Origin of the sequence: Streptomyces sp. NBC_00425 (assembly GCF_036030735.1) — a bacterium.
GTDB lineage: Bacteria > Actinomycetota > Actinomycetes > Streptomycetales > Streptomycetaceae > Streptomyces.
The window spans coordinates 6564967-6579517 of record NZ_CP107928.1 but is presented as its reverse complement, the minus strand read 5'-3'; the positions used below and the strand labels follow the sequence as shown (position 1 = coordinate 6579517).

Genomic DNA, 14551 nt, shown 5'->3' with positions numbered 1-14551 from the left:
CCGAAGATGAAGGGTTGGCTGCGGTCCGGGGGCATTCCGAGAAGCTAAAGAGTCTCGACGTTCACTCCGGAAAGACGGTTTCGGCAGTCGAGAACATAGGTTGCGCATTTCTCGATCATCGGGAGGTCGAATCGCGGGTGGTCCATGAGAAGAACCACTGCATCAGCGGCCCCCACCTCGTCCGGGCTCGCATCGACGCGAAGCACGTTCAGCTTGGTGTCGTCGCCGTCCGGGATGTTGGGTTCGGCACCGCGAACCTCGGCACCGAGGTCGATGAGAAGTTCGGCGACACGTGCCGAAGGTGAATTACGAAGGTCAGTGGCGTTGTACTTGTAGGTCAGGCCGAGCAGCAGAATCCGAGATCCCCTGACGGGCATGCCGCGCTTGCCGAGTGCACCCACGAGACGCCGGACGACGTAGTCGGGCATGTGCCGGTTCACGTCGGCGGCGAGTTCCGCGAACCGGAACGGGGCGCCAAGCTCCTGCTGGGCCTTCCACGAGAGGAACATCGGGTCAACAGGCAGGCAGTGCCCGCCGACTCCCGGCCCCGGAGTGAACCGTGTGAATCCGAAGGGCTTGGTTGCGGCGGCGTCGATCGCCTCCCAGATGTTCACGCCGAGGGAGGCGGCCAGCATCGCCATCTCGTTGACCATGGAGATGTTGACGAACCGGAAGGTGTTCTCGATCAGCTTGGCCAGCTCGGCGACCTTCGTCCCGGACACCGGCACCGTGGTCTGAAAGATGCCGTCGTAGAAGCCCTGGATCACATCGAGTGATTTGGCGTCGATTCCGGACACCAACTTCGGCGTCCCGTCGAACGACCACCGCTTGTTTCCGATCCGCTCGGGACTGAATCCGGCCAGGAAGTCCACCCCGCCCTTGAGGCCCGACACCTCTTCCAGGATCGGCAGCAACAGCTCCTCGGTGGTGCCGGGATAGGTCGTGGACTCCAGGACCACCGTCCCACCGGGGCGAAGGTGCTTGCCCAGCGTCCGGGCGCAGGACTCGATGTAGGTCAGGTCGGGCACGCCGTCCCGCAGCGGGGTCGGCACGGTGATCACCGCGATGTCGAAGCCGGCCAGCGCGGCAGCGTCGGCGGTCGCGGAGTAGGCCCCGGAGTCCAGCACCGCGCGCAGCCGCGAGGAGTCCACGTCCGCCACGTAGGACTGGCCGGCGGCGAGCTGCTGGACGCGGTGCGTGTCCACGTCGTAGCCGACGACACGGTGACCCATCTCGGCGGCGCGCACGGCCAGGGGAAGCCCTACGTAGCCCTGACCAGCGACAACTATCTGCATGGCAGCTCCTACTCGATTGCGGTGCTTGAATGGACCGTCGTTCCTGGTCTGGCAAGGAGAAGTGCTGTGCCCCTGGTGTCTGTCGTGATGCCCGTGTACAACTCGGCAGCCACCCTCGGCGCAGCCGTCCGATCGGTGCTCACGCAGACCCACAGCGACCTGGAGCTGCTGGTCACCGACGACCAGTCCTCCGATGGCTCCATGGACCTGCTCCGTGAGTTCGCCGAGCAGGACGAGCGCGTCCTGCCGGAGTCGGCACCCGAACGGGGCGGTGCGGGCCGGGCCCGCAACCTCGCGATCGAGCGGGCCCGCGGGGACTACATCGCCTTTCTCGACAGCGACGACATGTGGCTTCCGGAGAAGACCGAGAAGCAGCTCGCCTTCGCTGCGGAGGCGACTGCGCCTTTGACGTTCACCTCGTACTTCAAGATGGACGCCGACTACGACGGCGAGAGCACCGACTGGGTCCCGAACGGGCGGGTGATCCGTGCGCGGGAGCACGTGGACTACCGCGCGATGCTGGTCCAGGACCACATCGGTGCTCTCACCGCCATGTACGACCGCAATGTCCTGGGCACGAGGCTGATGCCGGAGATGCGCAAGCGCCAGGACTACGCCCTCTGGCTGTCGATCATGCGGGACGGAGCTGACGCCCGGGGCCTGGCTGAGCCGCTTGCGGTGTACAGGGCCCACCAGGCGGGATCGCTGTCCTCCAACAAGCTGTCGCTCGTGCAATACAACTGGGCCCTGTACCGCGAGCACGAGCGTCTGTCGGCCCCGCGGGCGACGCGGGCGCTGGCCGGCGCTGTGTGGCAGTCGCTGCGCAACTCCCGCATCTAGGGCCGTGCACGGGCCTGGGGAGCCCGGTACGCGGCTGTTTCCGGGGGTGCCCGACCGGCCCCCGCCCCGTGGCAGTGCCGCGTGCTCAGGGGCTGGACCCGGTAGGTCACCGGTGCCGTCGGCCGGCTACGCGGCCGAATCGTCGCCGGTCCTCGCGCGCAGGAACAACTGGAGGAGCAGCCGTCGGTCGGCGACTGGGATGGTCTCCTGACCGCTGTGGAGCGCCTCCCGACCGTGCAGGAAGCGGCGCTGGTTCACGATGAGGTAGTCCCCTGGCTGGAGCATGAAGGAGACCTGTCCCCGGACGAGTTCCTCGGCGAGTTCCCTGGCGGCGTCGGCGTGCGCCCGGCCGAGCTCGGACCTCTTCAGCATCTTGGCGGTGAACCGGACGAACCCGCCTGGGTCGGAGCCGTCCAGGATCGGGAACGGCTTGTACTCCTCGCCGACGCCGTGCAGGTCGAAGAAGGTCCCGTAGTGGTAGGCCGACTCGGCCAGGAGGGCGCGGCTGTTCGCCGACAGCCGCGCCACCGCCGCGTGGGCGTCGGAGAGGATGCTGGGGCCGCCGCCGAGCGGGTCGGGGCGGACGCACAGGAGCGTGGTGTAGTCCGGGGGCAGGGTCCCGTTCACTAAGTCCATGTGGAACGCGTTGTACCCGATGCCGCTGGACTTGCCGGGGTCCTTGTCGACCTTGACCCCGATGTCCTTCCACAGGGGCCACCGCGGGAAGGGCGAGAAGGGAACGGCCACCTCGGCCGCGAAGCCCGTCACCCGCCGCAGGAACTGGTCGCCGTCGGTCCCCAGCGCCTTGGCGAGGTTTCCCAGGCGCAGCACGGCGTACCCGCCGCCCGCCCCGGTCAGCGCGTGGCGCAGCGTCGCGACGGTCTCCTCGAACCGCGGGGTGGCCGTCAGCTCGGTCCGGTACTCCTTCATGGTGGACTGCGCCAGGAACGAACCGTCCAGTTCCCAAGGCGGGAGAGAACGGTCGATCAGAGTGGCTTCGAGTTCGCTCGGGATGTCGATGAACACGCGGAGCTTCCTTCTCTCTTGGAGTTCTCGGGGTTTCGTTCTGGTGCTGCTGCTGTCGTCCGGGCGCCGAAGGCGGTCCGACAGCGGGTAGGTCTCGTCGGGCCGTGGGGTCTCGGAACCCACTGCCGGGCGGGTGGATCGTTCCAACAGCGAGCCTCGAACCCACAGAGGCCTGCGGGGGATGCCGTGCACAGGAGATTCGCTAGGGCCCGCCCTTCGTCAGCCGTGCCCGATCCCGTACTCCCGTTCGATGTCGGTGACCTGGGTGCGCTCCCGTTGGGTTTCGGCTCGGGCGGCGCGGGTGAAGTGGCGTACGACGGTCTCGCCGAATGCGGCGAGCGGTACCTTGCCTCCGCTGAAGTAGGCGGAGCCTTCGGTAAGCGTGGCGGCGATCGGGACGGCGAGGGCGGTGTAGGCGTCGCCGTGGCAGGGGTCGGTCAACTCGGGCTGGTCTTGGAAACCGTGCGTGATGGAGGCGCAGGATGCGGCGAGGGCGAGGTAGGGGTTGGCGTCGGCCCCGGGCAGGCGGATCTCCAGGTGGGCACCCTTACCGACGCCGGTGATTCGTACGGCGCAGCCTCGGTTGTCGAAGCCCCAGGTGTGACGGGTCGGGGCGAAGGTATGCGGCCGGAACCGCTTGTACGAGTTGGTGAACGGCGCGTACAGAGGGGACAGGGATGGCATGCCGGAGATGAGGCCGGCGATGGCCCGTTCCATCGCTGGGGGCAGGTCCTGACCGCGGTGATAGGTGAAGGCGGTTCCGTTGGCCGACCACAGAGACACGTGCAGGTGCAGCCCGCTGCCGGTCCCGGTGAACGGCGTGGCCATCCAGACGGGTGTCATTCCGTGACGTTGGGCGAGGTCGTCTGTAATCAGGCGAAAGACGGGGTACGCATCGCAGGCCGCCATCGGGTCCCCGTGGGCGAAGGTGACCTCCACCTGGCCAGCCGCCCCCTCAGTCTTGATCGCTTCGACCGGGATCCCGGCCAGGCGAAGATCGGAATGGAGGTCGCGGAAGAAGTCGCTGATCTTCGGAGGATGTCCGAGGGCGTAGTCGAGGTTGCGGGGCCAGGCCGGGCGCAGGTCGCGATAACCGGCGCGGCGGATCTTGTCCGGCGTCCCCGCCAGGAGCAAGAACTCGGACTCGATGCCCAGAGAGACGTGGTACCCGACGTCGGAGAGACGTTCCAACTGGCGGCGGAGCACGTTACGGGGCGCCACCTCGACCGGCGAACCGTCGTGGTTGAGGGCGTCGCCTACGACGACGGCAGTCCCAACCTGGTAGGGCAGCATCCGCACGGTGCCCAGGTCTGCCTTGACGGCGAGATCGCCGTAGCCCTGCTTCCAGCCGGTGAGGTCGTAGTCGTCGAGCGGGGTCATGTCGAGGTCGGTCGCCAGGATGTAGGCGCACATCTCCGCTGCAGAGCCCATCCGCTCAAGGAGCACCTCGGCGTCGAGCACCTTGCCCTTGAGCCGGCTGTACATGTCCGGCACGGCCAGGAGGACTCTGGTGATCTCCCCGCTGCCGACGTCTTTGCGCAGCTGGTTCCTCGGGTCTGAAGTCGTCAGACCGGGGGCTGGCTCCGTGCCCTGCTCTTCGCCGTCAGCCATCAGACGATCTCCTTCATGCTGGCCTGGTCGGCCGCAGTGGTGTGAGCGGTGAGCTGATAGTCGCGGCGGCCCCGGGTGATCCAGGTCAGCCAGGCGATCCCCAAGGCCACCGCCAGAGTCACGCCGGCGTAGTTGAAGGTCTCTGCGGTCACGGGAGAGGTCTGGGGCAGGCAGAAGACAACCGTGATGACCACGACATAGATCACGGCGATCCAGCCGATCGGGCGCCGCCACCGGCCCAACGTCCACGGGCCGGGCACGTACGCGTCGCCCTTGCGCAGGGCGAGGTAGACGGGAATCCCGTACGCGGGGGTCATCCCGACTGCGTTGATCGCGGTGATCGCGCCGTACGCGGCCGGAGACCACAGAGCGGGCAACGCGAGCAGGAACGGCATCACCACCGCCAGCCACACCGCCGGGACGGGGGTCTTTGTGCGGGGGCTGACGCTCCGAAAGGTCTGCCACCGCGGCAGCGCCCGGCTGCGGGAGAAGGCGTAGATCATCCTGCTCGCGGCGGCCACCTCAGCGTTGCCGCAGAACAACATCGCGATGATCACGACCAGCAACAGGGCCTTCGCTCCGACGTTGCCGAGCACGTCGAGGAAGATCTGGGCGGGGGGCACGCCCGTCGCCGTGTTCTGCGTGCCCTTGTAGTCCTGGATCGCCGACAGCATCCCCGCCAGCAGGATGAAGCCCGCGATCCACGACACGGTGATGGCGTGCACGATCCCCTTCGGGGCCGAGGTCTGCGCCTTGGTGGTCTCCTCCGCGACGTGGGAGCTGGCGTCGTACCCGCAGAACGTGTACCCAGCGATCAGGCTGCCGATGAGGCACACATAGAGCGGGTTGGAGAAACCGCTGTCGTTGACAAACTGGGTGAAGACGAAGTCGGGCGAGCGGTGCTGGACAGGGGCGAGAGCGAGCGTGCCGACGATGAGCGTGACACCGCCCAGCTGCCACCACACGGAGATGGAGTTGAGGACGGTCACCAGGCGTACACCGCATACGTTCAGCAGGCCGTGCACCAGCAGGATGCACCCGAAGATGCCCATGGTCGTTGTGCCGGTCGGGGTGATGTCCCACTGGAGCTGGGCGAAGGCGCCGATGAACGCGGCAGCGCCGTAGTCGATGCCAGCGATCGCGCCCCACAGTCCGAGCAGGTTCAGCCAGCCGGTCATCCACCCCCAGCGCGGCCCGCCGAGCTTGTCGGCCATGAAGTACGGACCCCCGCTCGTGGGATAGGCGGAGACCACGTCGGCCAGGGACACCCCGACAAGCAGCGTCATGAACCCGATCACGACCCAACTGCCCAGCATGACCGCGGGTCCGCCGTGGCCCAGGCCGAAGCCGAACAGGGACATGCCGCCGGCCAGAATGCAGATCACGGAGAAACTGATCGCGAAGTTCCCGAACACCCCCATCTTCCGGGAGAGTTCAGCCTTGATCCCGAGTTGGGCCAGGACCGCGTCGTCATGCGCTATTGCTTCTGATCTACTGCTGAGCACTTGTGATCCTCATAGGTGATGTAGGGGACGAAACGAGGCGGGGCGTATGAGAGCGAGTGGGCGGCTACCGGGCGTTCATCGATGACGGACCCTTGGCCGTACGACGGAGGCCCGCATGCGCAGGAACTCGGAGTGCCAGTCACGGCGCAGACTCGTGCTGAAGGTCTCCCACGGCGCGTTGGTGGCGTACGGGCCAATCTCGTTGAACACCGCGGCGGCCCCGTCCTCGCCCGAGGCGACGAGGGTGAACGCCAGGTAGTTCAGGTCCAAAAGCGACAATCGCGAACGCTGCTTCGGGGGTGTCGACTCGAACCAGCCGAACCGGGCACGGCGCGCATAGTGCCGAATCTGGTCCGAGGTCCAGAACGACAGCGCGCCGATCTCCCCACTGCCGTGTCGGCGCTGGTATTCCGTGACGAAGGCGTGCAGCGGCAACATGTGGAGCGCGGACGCGGAATCTTCCGGCGCGCCGCCAGACGCCCAACGGGTGAAATCCACAGCTAGCCAAGGCGCACGAAGCTCGGCGTACTCCCGCATTCGGTGGTATGCCTCACGGCTACCGGGGTGGCGCCGGTCGGCCTCGTGTAACAGGGGCCATGGCCCGGGGAACAACGCCTTCTCGGGGGCTTCGTCCCATCGGTTCATCTCAATGCTCTGGCCCCAGAGCTGAAGGCGTTGGATGAAGTACGGGTCCAGCAACCTCAAACCCCCGCGACCGACGGGCAGTTTGGCCAAACGGAGCAGGTCCACCCACGGCACCGGATCCTCCGGCCAACGACCCACAGCCCCGAAACAGGCATCCCGCGCGAAAGCGCCGGCCTGGAGGACGAGGTCCCGGTCTCGCCCTTCGTCCATGGCGCGCAGTGCCTCGCGGGTGAGCACTCTCGCCCACATCATCAACGCGTCGGCAGAGAAGGGCTCTTCAGAGAGCCAAGCCTTGATCGCGCCGAGGGAGCCCGCACCCACAGAGAGCACCAGGCTGCGCGAAGTCCGCAGCTCCCAGTCCGGACCCGTCCTCCTCAGTAGGTCTCGTGCAGCGGACCAGCGCCCAAGCCGCAAGTCGTCCAAGGGGGCACGCAGTTCGTCATCGCGACCGGCCAGATCGACGATCAGGGGCATGTCAGCAGCGGGCATCGGAACCTCCCCGGCCAGTGGGAGGGACGAGCGCCCGGAAGGCGGCGTCGGCTCTCCGACGGCGTAAGGAGAAGGCGGTAAGCACGGGGAACCTCACGATGGGGGATGGGGGCCGCCGAGCCGCAGCCGGGCACACACCTTGGGGAGGTAGGCAGCTGCGGCCCGACGGCTGTTCAGGGGGTCCCGACAGATAGAAGCGTCCGGTCGGATTTCGGTGCAGGCGCGGGCCTCTCACCAGTGCCAACGGATCGGTGACTCGCTGGCTCTTCGGTGAGGGCCATCGGCGCTTCGACGGCGCGAGCGTCCGCCGGCGGGAGGGAGAGGCAGCACCACGTCATCGTGCCGTCGCTGCTGACACCCCACTCCTTCGAGAGAGCTGCGACGAGCCACAGCCCCCGGCCGTTCTCCGCCTCAGCGTCCACCTCACGTCGTTGAGCCGGAGTCGGGTTTCCGTCCGTGACCTCGATGCGCAGTTCCTCAGCCGAACTCACAATCCGAAGCCCGATCTCGCTGCCGTGGCAGTGCCGCACGGCATTGGTCACCAGTTCCGAGACCGCAAGCGTGGCCGTGTCATTCAGTGCCGTGATGTCCCAAAGGCGCAGGTGCGCCAAGGTGATCCGTCGCATGAGCCGGACGCGTGCGTCGGCTGGAGCGAAGGCCACCTCGAAGCTACGGATGGCCACCCGCTCTGATCCGGCCGGGGTGCGCTGCTCGCAACACCGTCGGCCGTCCTCGAAGGTGGATGCCTCACGGAACGTCATGGACCTATCGCACCGCGGCCTCAAGCAACCTGCCAGGGGAAACTAGCGGGGGAAAAACTTGTCAAGGGGGAAACTGCGAGGGGGATCTGACGCCATGATTGGGTCCAGTCCACCAACAGAGGTCACACTCATGGCAGCAGATCCGTTCGCTGAGCTGCTCGTCCGGCTGCGCAAGGAAGCCGGACGCACACAGGACGAGCAAGCAGAGGCGATCAACACAGTCTCCGGCCGGGAAACGATGACCCGTCGCGAGATCAACCGGTACGAACATGGGCAGAACATCCCTACCAACCACACGGTTGCGCACATTGCGACGGCCTGCGGCTTACCCCCTGAACAGTTGCAGCGGGAGGCAGCAGCAGCCCGCGCCCGGCGGAGGAAGGGGCGCCGCCGTGAAGGGGAGGACCTGGACGACGTGAACCGCAGGACGCTGATTGGTGGCGCCGTACTCGGCGCGGCTGCTGCCGCCGAGCCGTGGGGGCGCCTCGCGCACGCCCTCAAACGGGGAACGAAGGTCGATTCAGCCGGAGTGGAGGCTCTCACTGATCACGCCGCCGCCCTCCACGTGAGCGAGCATCACCTCACAGCCCGACAGCTCCAGAACAGGGTTGAAGCACACCTTGACGCCATCACAGCCGTACTGCCCCAAGTCGGCGAGCGTGAGCGCGCTGTGACCATTGCCGCTGGTGAGACGGCCGCCCTGGCCGGGTGGGTAGCTTGGGATCTGGGCGACTCCGAGAGGGCGCGCGCCTTCTACGAGGTCACGAGCGAGTGCGCCGAGGTCGCCGGACATCCCCCACTGCGGGCCCTGGCCCTGGCGTACGCCAGCTATGGGGCTGCCACGCCGGAGAAGGCGATGAAACTCCTGGCTCAAGCTGCCAAAGATGTACGGGGGCCGGGTAATGCTGCCGCCGCTGCCTGGGTCCACGGCCGCTATGCGGAAGAAGCGGCGACCGCTGGCGATGACATCGGGGCGCTGCGAGCCCTGGAGCGTGCCCAGGCCGTGTACGACTTCGCAGACCACACCACCGAACAAGCATGGGTACGCTTCATGACCCCTTACCGCCTCGACTCTCTGTCGTTGTCGGTATACGGCCAGCTCAAGCGGCAGGAGTTGACGGAGACCGCGGACAACGCCGTGAACCGCCTCGGTGATGAGCTGCCAGACTCGGGGGTTGTGGTCCTGGGCGACCTGGCTTCAGCACTGCTGCGCGGAGGAGACGTCGAACAAGGTGTCTACGTGTCGCATCAATTCGCAGCTGCGGCAGATGCCCGGCCGAACACCATGGGTAGGGCACGCGCGCAGGACATCGCCGCGCTGCTTCCCAGCCGGGAGAAGGAACTCGCCTTGCACCTGCAGCAGCTGGCGGCTTGACCTGATCTGCGGCTGCCGCACGCAACGGTTCGTGCAGCAGCCACTCCTCGTAATTGGTCCGCTCACTACCTCGCGGTCGACTGTTCGGCTACCCATGACAGGTACGCCGAAGAACCCCCGATAATCGGCAGGACGACCCACTCCGGAACGTCGTAGGTGTGTTCCTGGGCCACCCACGCTTCAAGCTCCGGGAGACGGTCGGTGGTCGTCTTGTACGAGATCCGCCATTCCCGAGCCGTCTCGATCTCACCCTTCCACCAGTACACCGCGGTCAGCGGAGGGTCGATGTGAGCGCCGGCGGCCAGTCGGTTCTCAACCGCACCTCGTGCCAGTACCGTTGCCTTGGCCTCGTCATCGATGGTCGTCTGCGCCACCACAGTCTCGCTCGCCATGCGACTCCCCTCCTGGTCCGATGTACAACGACCCTACCTAGGCTGCCCGGGGCATCGTGCCCTGGCTCATTCCGGGGGGCGTCTCCGGTCAGAAGCCCCCGGCGGAAGACGCCCCGCCGCACACCGCACTGAAGAGAGGGCGCCGTAGCTGTCCTCGGCAACAACGAGACGGTCCAGGCGTCGAACCAAGCGGCGGACGACCTACCAGAGCACGTCATACCCGACGAGCTAGATCAACTCGGCGGCCTCCTCACCTACTCTCTGGAGAAGCAGCGGTACTACGCCGTGGAAGCCTCGGCCCTCCTCGGTGACGGCAACGCGGACCTCACCGCCCAAGCAGAGCTGGCCATGCAAGGCTTTGGCTTCCACACCCCTGAGAACCCCAACTGGGCGCTCGGCGATCTGGCCGGCGCGCAGTGCAACCTGGCCCTCATCCACATCCGCAGCGGCGACGTCGACGGAGCCGCGCAGGCCGTCCGCCCCCGTGCTGGACCTCCCGGCCAGTTTCCGGATCAACGGCATCGTCGTCTCGGCCCTGCGCGTCCGCCAGGCCCTGACGACGAGCGGTGCGCGCACCGCTCTCACGGCCCGTGACCTGCGAGAAGAGCTGGCGGTTTACCCGCCCCGACGATCAGCACTCCCCGGCGGGACACAGCAGTAGGGTTCCTGGCATGTACCCGGTCCAGCGTTCCAGCCAGCGTCTCGGCCTCCGCGAACTCACCGTCGATGATGTGGACGGGGTCTTCGCGATCTACGGCGATCAGGAAGCGACGGAGCACCTGTCGTTCGAGCCGCGGAGCCGCGAGCAGGTTGGCCACATCGTGGCCCGGTCCATCGCCTCAGCCACCGCGACGCCGCGCGCCGAGTACGCACTCGCAGTCGTCGAGCGGAACACCAACGAACTGATCGGATTCGGTCGCATCGCCACAGATCCACACCAGCAGCGCGGAGCTACATTCGGCTTCGCGCTGCGCCCAGATGCCTGGGGCGTCGGCTACGGCTTCGAAACCGTACGCCTCCTGCTGGCCCTAGGCTTCGAAGACCTCGGCCTGCACCGCATCTGGGGCGCCCGCTCCCCGCTCAACGAGGCCTCAGCGAAGACCATGACAGCCGCAGGCATGGTCGAGGAAGGCACCATCCGCGAGCACATCAACAAGGCCGGGCAGTGGCGTGACTCAGTCGTGCACGCGATCCTCGATCGCGAGTGGCGTGATCTCCAGACCACCCGATCCTAAGCAAGACGCTCCGGACGCGGTCCGAGATCGGCCACTGGGCGGCTTCCTCGGCAGTGCGCACGGTGCGGTTGGCCTTGTCGGGGTCACGGTCGTGGGTCCATCCGCAGTCGGACCCGTCGAAGACCTCGACGTGGGTGACACCGGCCTCGCGGCTCTTGTTCAGTGTGCGAGGAGGTTCCTCAGCGTCTCCTGATCTGCCTCGATCATCCCGGAAGACGGCATAGCGGGGTCGGGCCCCGGGGCGGGCGGGTTGGTCGGGTCTCGGTCGGGCACTGTGTCCTCCGAGCCAAAGCGCCCCCGCGCCGACACGTCTAGCCACCGTCAATCGTGACGATTCGAGTGTCCTCCGAGCCATCGCTCTGTCAGTGCCGCCGGCTACGGCGAAGAAGTCCTGATCGACCCTTCTGGCTGCTGGGTGCTCAGACCGCCCCGCGGAGTCGATTCCGCGGGGCGTCGAACCCGGTGTGATGCATGCCCTATAGCGCGAACCCACCGTCGCAGAACCAAGTGTTAACTGCCAGAGCGGAATAGGTCGCCGTCTGCCAACTGTTCAAGTAGACCCGGCGGCGGCTTTCCGCCTCTCTTTCCAAGTATTGCCGGACTCGCCGAACACCCCCGCCGGGAATTTCCGAATAGTTCTCAGTCAGAACGTATCGAATATCACTCAATAGTTGCGCAGCCTGCGCACCATACAGCGCGGCGAGCCCAAATATCTTGAAATGCGATTCAACTCGGCGAGCCAGAACATCACTCCAGTCGGCCGGCGGTCTCACGAAGAATCGCAAAGCAGCAGGGGCAGACTCGACAACTTCGGCATAAAGCCAAGACTGTTGCTCAACATTGTCAAAATACGGATGCAGCGTCTGATCTTCGACCCCTGCGGGGGAAACATCCAGCTTGAGCTTATTACAATCCGAGCAGGCAGGTACCAGGTTCAACGGATCGACAGCAAGCGCCGGGAAAAGGGATTTCGGCAGGTGGTGATCAAGAGTCGAGACCTGCCGTTGCCCGCACAGAGGGCAACGACCTTCCTTGGCGGCCAGAACTAGATCATCATAGATTCCTCTCCCTGCCGCCCCCTTCTTAGCCATACGACTGGTATATACGGCTGTCATCTCCGAAGTGGTGACTTCGTCAGGTTTGAAGTCTTTGGGGTCGAGATTATGAAGTGTCGTCGCTTGAGCTGCTGCTACATATACCTGCCCAGCCTCAACTACCTCCCCCTCAGATTTTTGCAGACGTTCTTTGAGCTGCTTATCCCTAACACGACTGATACAGGTCCGAAAACTATCCGAGGCGGTATGCTTAGGTTGGACGACACGCCACATCAGAGGCCAACCCCTGCATCTCTCGCTGCGACCAACGCCCGGACCAAACCGCGCGCCTCACTTCCCAGTTGGCCACCAAATCGTTCCACGATGTCTTCATAGGAAGCACCCTCACCAACTGCATCTCCTAACATGCGATGGAATCCAGCCCGAGTGACTTCCAATCCGAAGATTTCACGAGTCAGCACGCCGACATTTTCGCCGAAAGTCTCGACACTAGGCTGCTCCACCACCACCTCGCGGCCAGAGCGGCGCAAACGCCATGCGCATTTCCTTGGAACCTCCTGAAGAACCACCGGCGAGTGAGTGGCGATAATGGCTACGCCATTTCGATTGATCAGAAGATCAGAGAGAGCCCGGGTGAAAGCACTCAAAAGCGGCGGGTGGAGATGGGCCTCCGGCTCATCCAACAGAACCAGCGACCGTTCCTCAACCGTCTCCACTAGGCGAGTAATGGTTAGGAGGACGATCTTATGGCCAGAACTAAAATTGCGATATAGGTGACTCGCCTTTGCTCTGAGGAGCTTCTCATCCGCTGCGGACTCCGCCAATTCGGCAACCTGTGCGTCGCTAAAGATCGGGTCAGCTTCCAACATCTCTAGCGCCCGTCGCCACCGAACCAAGCGGGCACCTTGAACGCAGACCTGAACGCTCTTGGTGAATTCTGCCGCTAGTGCCCGCCAGTCCTTGGGAGGTTGGGGCTTATCATCAATTTTCACACCGATCCGCTTTAGGCCGATATACGTATACGGCAAGACAACTTTAGTCGTATCACGAGGCTGACTGATTGGCTCGAATGGGTCAAACGCGCTGAAAGTCACTGAAACGAGGTTGGCGAAAGTGTTCTGATCACCCCCTCTCATCTCAAATGTGCCGACTTCTTCCGGATCCGCCCGAGGGTCTGCCAACGCTCGGGCCATGTGAGTGAGCAAGTGAGTCTTTCCGACTCCATTTCTCCCGATCACTACATGAATATTGGTGGGAGGCGAAGATTTCGGCTCCACTTCAAGATCGAGCGAGGCAGGGATCACGTGCGGGCGGGGCTCAGAAGGTAGCGTGTAGGTGAAGCTATAGCGTGAAAGCCGTCGGCCGCCTTTAGCCAATCGACGAAACTGTCCCTCTGCGGTGACTCGGGTCACGGACCGCAGCAAGGACGTCCCCGTCACATGCTCTTGGGCTGCCCGGGCATACAGCTCCTCATCCAGAGCCATGTCTCGCAAACCCCGAAGGATTTCATCTCGAACCTCAACGCCCAACCGATTCAGATTCTGATAGTAGGTGGCATCTTGGCCTAGCGAGAAGAAGCGGTTGTCGAGTTCATCAAAGGATCCAGGCAAATCGGGACGCCTTTGGTCTTGGACCATGCCGAACTGACCGATCTTGACCTGACCAATGTCATGGAGACCTCCATCCGTGTCCCGGTATCGGAGGTCGTACTGCGTACTGTATTGGAACCAGTCGTCCCAGTTGTCGGTGATCAAATAGGCGCACGGCCGAGTGCCATCAGACGGCGGAGACGCTCCAACTGGCAGTACAGCAAACCGCATCGCACCCTCCCGTTGCACACCTAGAGCTGTCTCAACCCAAGTGAATCAGTGAGTCATCATGGCCGTCCATGGCCGAGAGACGGGACAGGGCCACGCGGCAACAAGACACTCGCCACGCCGCGGAAGACAAGACCGTCTGAGCCGCTCCCTCACCCCCGTGGTCGGGTAGCCGGATCACGTTGCCGTGAACCGGCTACCCGCCGACCACAACACCGCCCGCCACTTCGACCTATCACCTTGGCCAGAAAATCGAACATGTGAACTCATGCGACCCATGAGGCACACTCCCTTCCTCTCCGACCTGATCCAGCTCCAGGCGGACTGGCAGCGGACATACGCGGCGCTCGCCGTACCGCGTCCGGTGCACACCACCGCACTGCGCCGCCGCCTACATTCCTTGTCCGCTCAGCTGCTGTTTCACCCGTACTGGTCCAGCTCTGACCGGTTGCCCGGCGCACGAGTGGAGCTGCGCCGCCAGGCGCGCGCCCTGGTACGAGTGCCG

General features: G+C 65.0%; 13 protein-coding genes. 4 read left to right on the top strand and 9 right to left on the bottom strand.

The features are described from left to right. Positions 1-44: 44 nt before the first annotated feature. Positions 45-1295 (bottom strand): nucleotide sugar dehydrogenase, encoded by a 1251-nt coding sequence (locus OHS82_RS28730; RefSeq protein ID WP_328434836.1) that lies wholly within the window; start codon positions 1293-1295, stop codon positions 45-47. A 66-nt stretch (positions 1296-1361) separates the two neighbouring features. On the opposite strand from OHS82_RS28730, the gene OHS82_RS28725 reads away from it, so the two are divergent. Continuing rightward, entirely contained in the window at positions 1362-2135 is a 774-nt protein-coding gene (locus tag OHS82_RS28725) for a glycosyltransferase family 2 protein (protein WP_328434835.1), read from the top strand. A gap of 126 nt (positions 2136-2261) precedes the next feature. Here the strand turns inward: OHS82_RS28725 and OHS82_RS28720 are convergent, their stop codons facing one another. The 5 genes from OHS82_RS28720 to OHS82_RS28700 form a co-directional block, all read right to left on the bottom strand. Next, complete coding sequence (locus OHS82_RS28720) at positions 2262-3161, bottom strand: TauD/TfdA family dioxygenase (protein ID WP_328434834.1); 900 nt, start codon at positions 3159-3161, stop codon at positions 2262-2264. 219 nt (positions 3162-3380) lie between these two features. Continuing rightward, positions 3381-4772, bottom strand: a complete 1392-nt coding sequence (locus tag OHS82_RS28715; RefSeq protein WP_328434833.1) for a glutamine synthetase family protein — start codon at positions 4770-4772, stop codon at positions 3381-3383. Next, the gene (locus tag OHS82_RS28710) at positions 4772-6277 is read right to left on the bottom strand and encodes an amino acid permease (RefSeq protein WP_328434832.1); all 1506 of its coding nucleotides are present in this window, start codon (positions 6275-6277) and stop codon (positions 4772-4774) included. Before OHS82_RS28710 ends, OHS82_RS28715 begins: the two co-directional genes overlap by 1 nt. A 75-nt stretch (positions 6278-6352) precedes the next feature. Continuing rightward, a complete protein-coding gene (locus tag OHS82_RS28705; protein WP_328434831.1) occupies positions 6353-7411 on the bottom strand; it encodes a hypothetical protein in 1059 nt (352 codons plus the stop codon). Between the two features lie 173 nt (positions 7412-7584). Continuing rightward, positions 7585-8172, bottom strand: coding sequence for an ATP-binding protein (locus tag OHS82_RS28700; RefSeq protein ID WP_328434830.1), 588 nt, complete (start codon positions 8170-8172; stop codon positions 7585-7587). Between the two features lie 130 nt (positions 8173-8302). Between OHS82_RS28700 and OHS82_RS28695 the strand changes: the two genes are divergently transcribed. Continuing rightward, positions 8303-9547, top strand: coding sequence for a helix-turn-helix domain-containing protein (locus OHS82_RS28695; protein ID WP_328434829.1), 1245 nt, complete (start codon positions 8303-8305; stop codon positions 9545-9547). Positions 9548-9612: 65 nt separating this feature from the next. On the opposite strand, the gene cutA is transcribed toward OHS82_RS28695, so the two are convergent. Continuing rightward, complete coding sequence (cutA, locus tag OHS82_RS28690; protein WP_328434828.1) at positions 9613-9939, bottom strand: divalent-cation tolerance protein CutA; 327 nt, start codon at positions 9937-9939, stop codon at positions 9613-9615. A gap of 285 nt (positions 9940-10224) precedes the next feature. On the opposite strand from cutA, the gene OHS82_RS28685 reads away from it, so the two are divergent. Beyond that, positions 10225-10533, top strand: coding sequence for a hypothetical protein (locus tag OHS82_RS28685; protein ID WP_328434827.1), 309 nt, complete (start codon positions 10225-10227; stop codon positions 10531-10533). 77 nt (positions 10534-10610) lie between these two features. After that, positions 10611-11174 carry a GNAT family N-acetyltransferase gene (locus OHS82_RS28680; RefSeq protein ID WP_328434826.1) on the top strand — a complete coding sequence of 188 codons (564 nt, stop codon included), beginning with the start codon at positions 10611-10613 and terminating at the stop codon, positions 11172-11174. Positions 11175-11650: 476 nt separating this feature from the next. Here the strand turns inward: OHS82_RS28680 and OHS82_RS28675 are convergent, their stop codons facing one another. Further along, positions 11651-12502, bottom strand: coding sequence for an HNH endonuclease (locus OHS82_RS28675; protein ID WP_328434825.1), 852 nt, complete (start codon positions 12500-12502; stop codon positions 11651-11653). After that, the gene (locus OHS82_RS28670) at positions 12502-13983 is read right to left on the bottom strand and encodes an AAA family ATPase (RefSeq protein ID WP_328434824.1); all 1482 of its coding nucleotides are present in this window, start codon (positions 13981-13983) and stop codon (positions 12502-12504) included. The genes OHS82_RS28675 and OHS82_RS28670 overlap by 1 nt, the downstream gene beginning before the upstream one ends. Positions 13984-14551 lie beyond the last annotated feature (568 nt).

Excerpts from the sequence above, each read along its gene's own strand:
- OHS82_RS28680 (WP_328434826.1), top strand. The coding sequence starts at position 10,611 with ATGTACCCGGTCCAGCGTTCCAGCCAGCGTCTCGGCCTCCGCGAACTC.
- OHS82_RS28700 (WP_328434830.1), bottom strand. The coding sequence starts at position 8,172 with ATGACGTTCCGTGAGGCATCCACCTTCGAGGACGGCCGACGGTGTTGC.
- OHS82_RS28730 (WP_328434836.1), bottom strand. The coding sequence starts at position 1,295 with ATGCAGATAGTTGTCGCTGGTCAGGGCTACGTAGGGCTTCCCCTGGCC.
- cutA (WP_328434828.1), bottom strand. The coding sequence starts at position 9,939 with ATGGCGAGCGAGACTGTGGTGGCGCAGACGACCATCGATGACGAGGCC.
- OHS82_RS28675 (WP_328434825.1), bottom strand. The coding sequence starts at position 12,502 with ATGTGGCGTGTCGTCCAACCTAAGCATACCGCCTCGGATAGTTTTCGG.
- OHS82_RS28705 (WP_328434831.1), bottom strand. The coding sequence starts at position 7,411 with ATGCCCGCTGCTGACATGCCCCTGATCGTCGATCTGGCCGGTCGCGAT.
- OHS82_RS28695 (WP_328434829.1), top strand. The coding sequence starts at position 8,303 with ATGGCAGCAGATCCGTTCGCTGAGCTGCTCGTCCGGCTGCGCAAGGAA.
- OHS82_RS28715 (WP_328434833.1), bottom strand. The coding sequence starts at position 4,772 with ATGGCTGACGGCGAAGAGCAGGGCACGGAGCCAGCCCCCGGTCTGACG.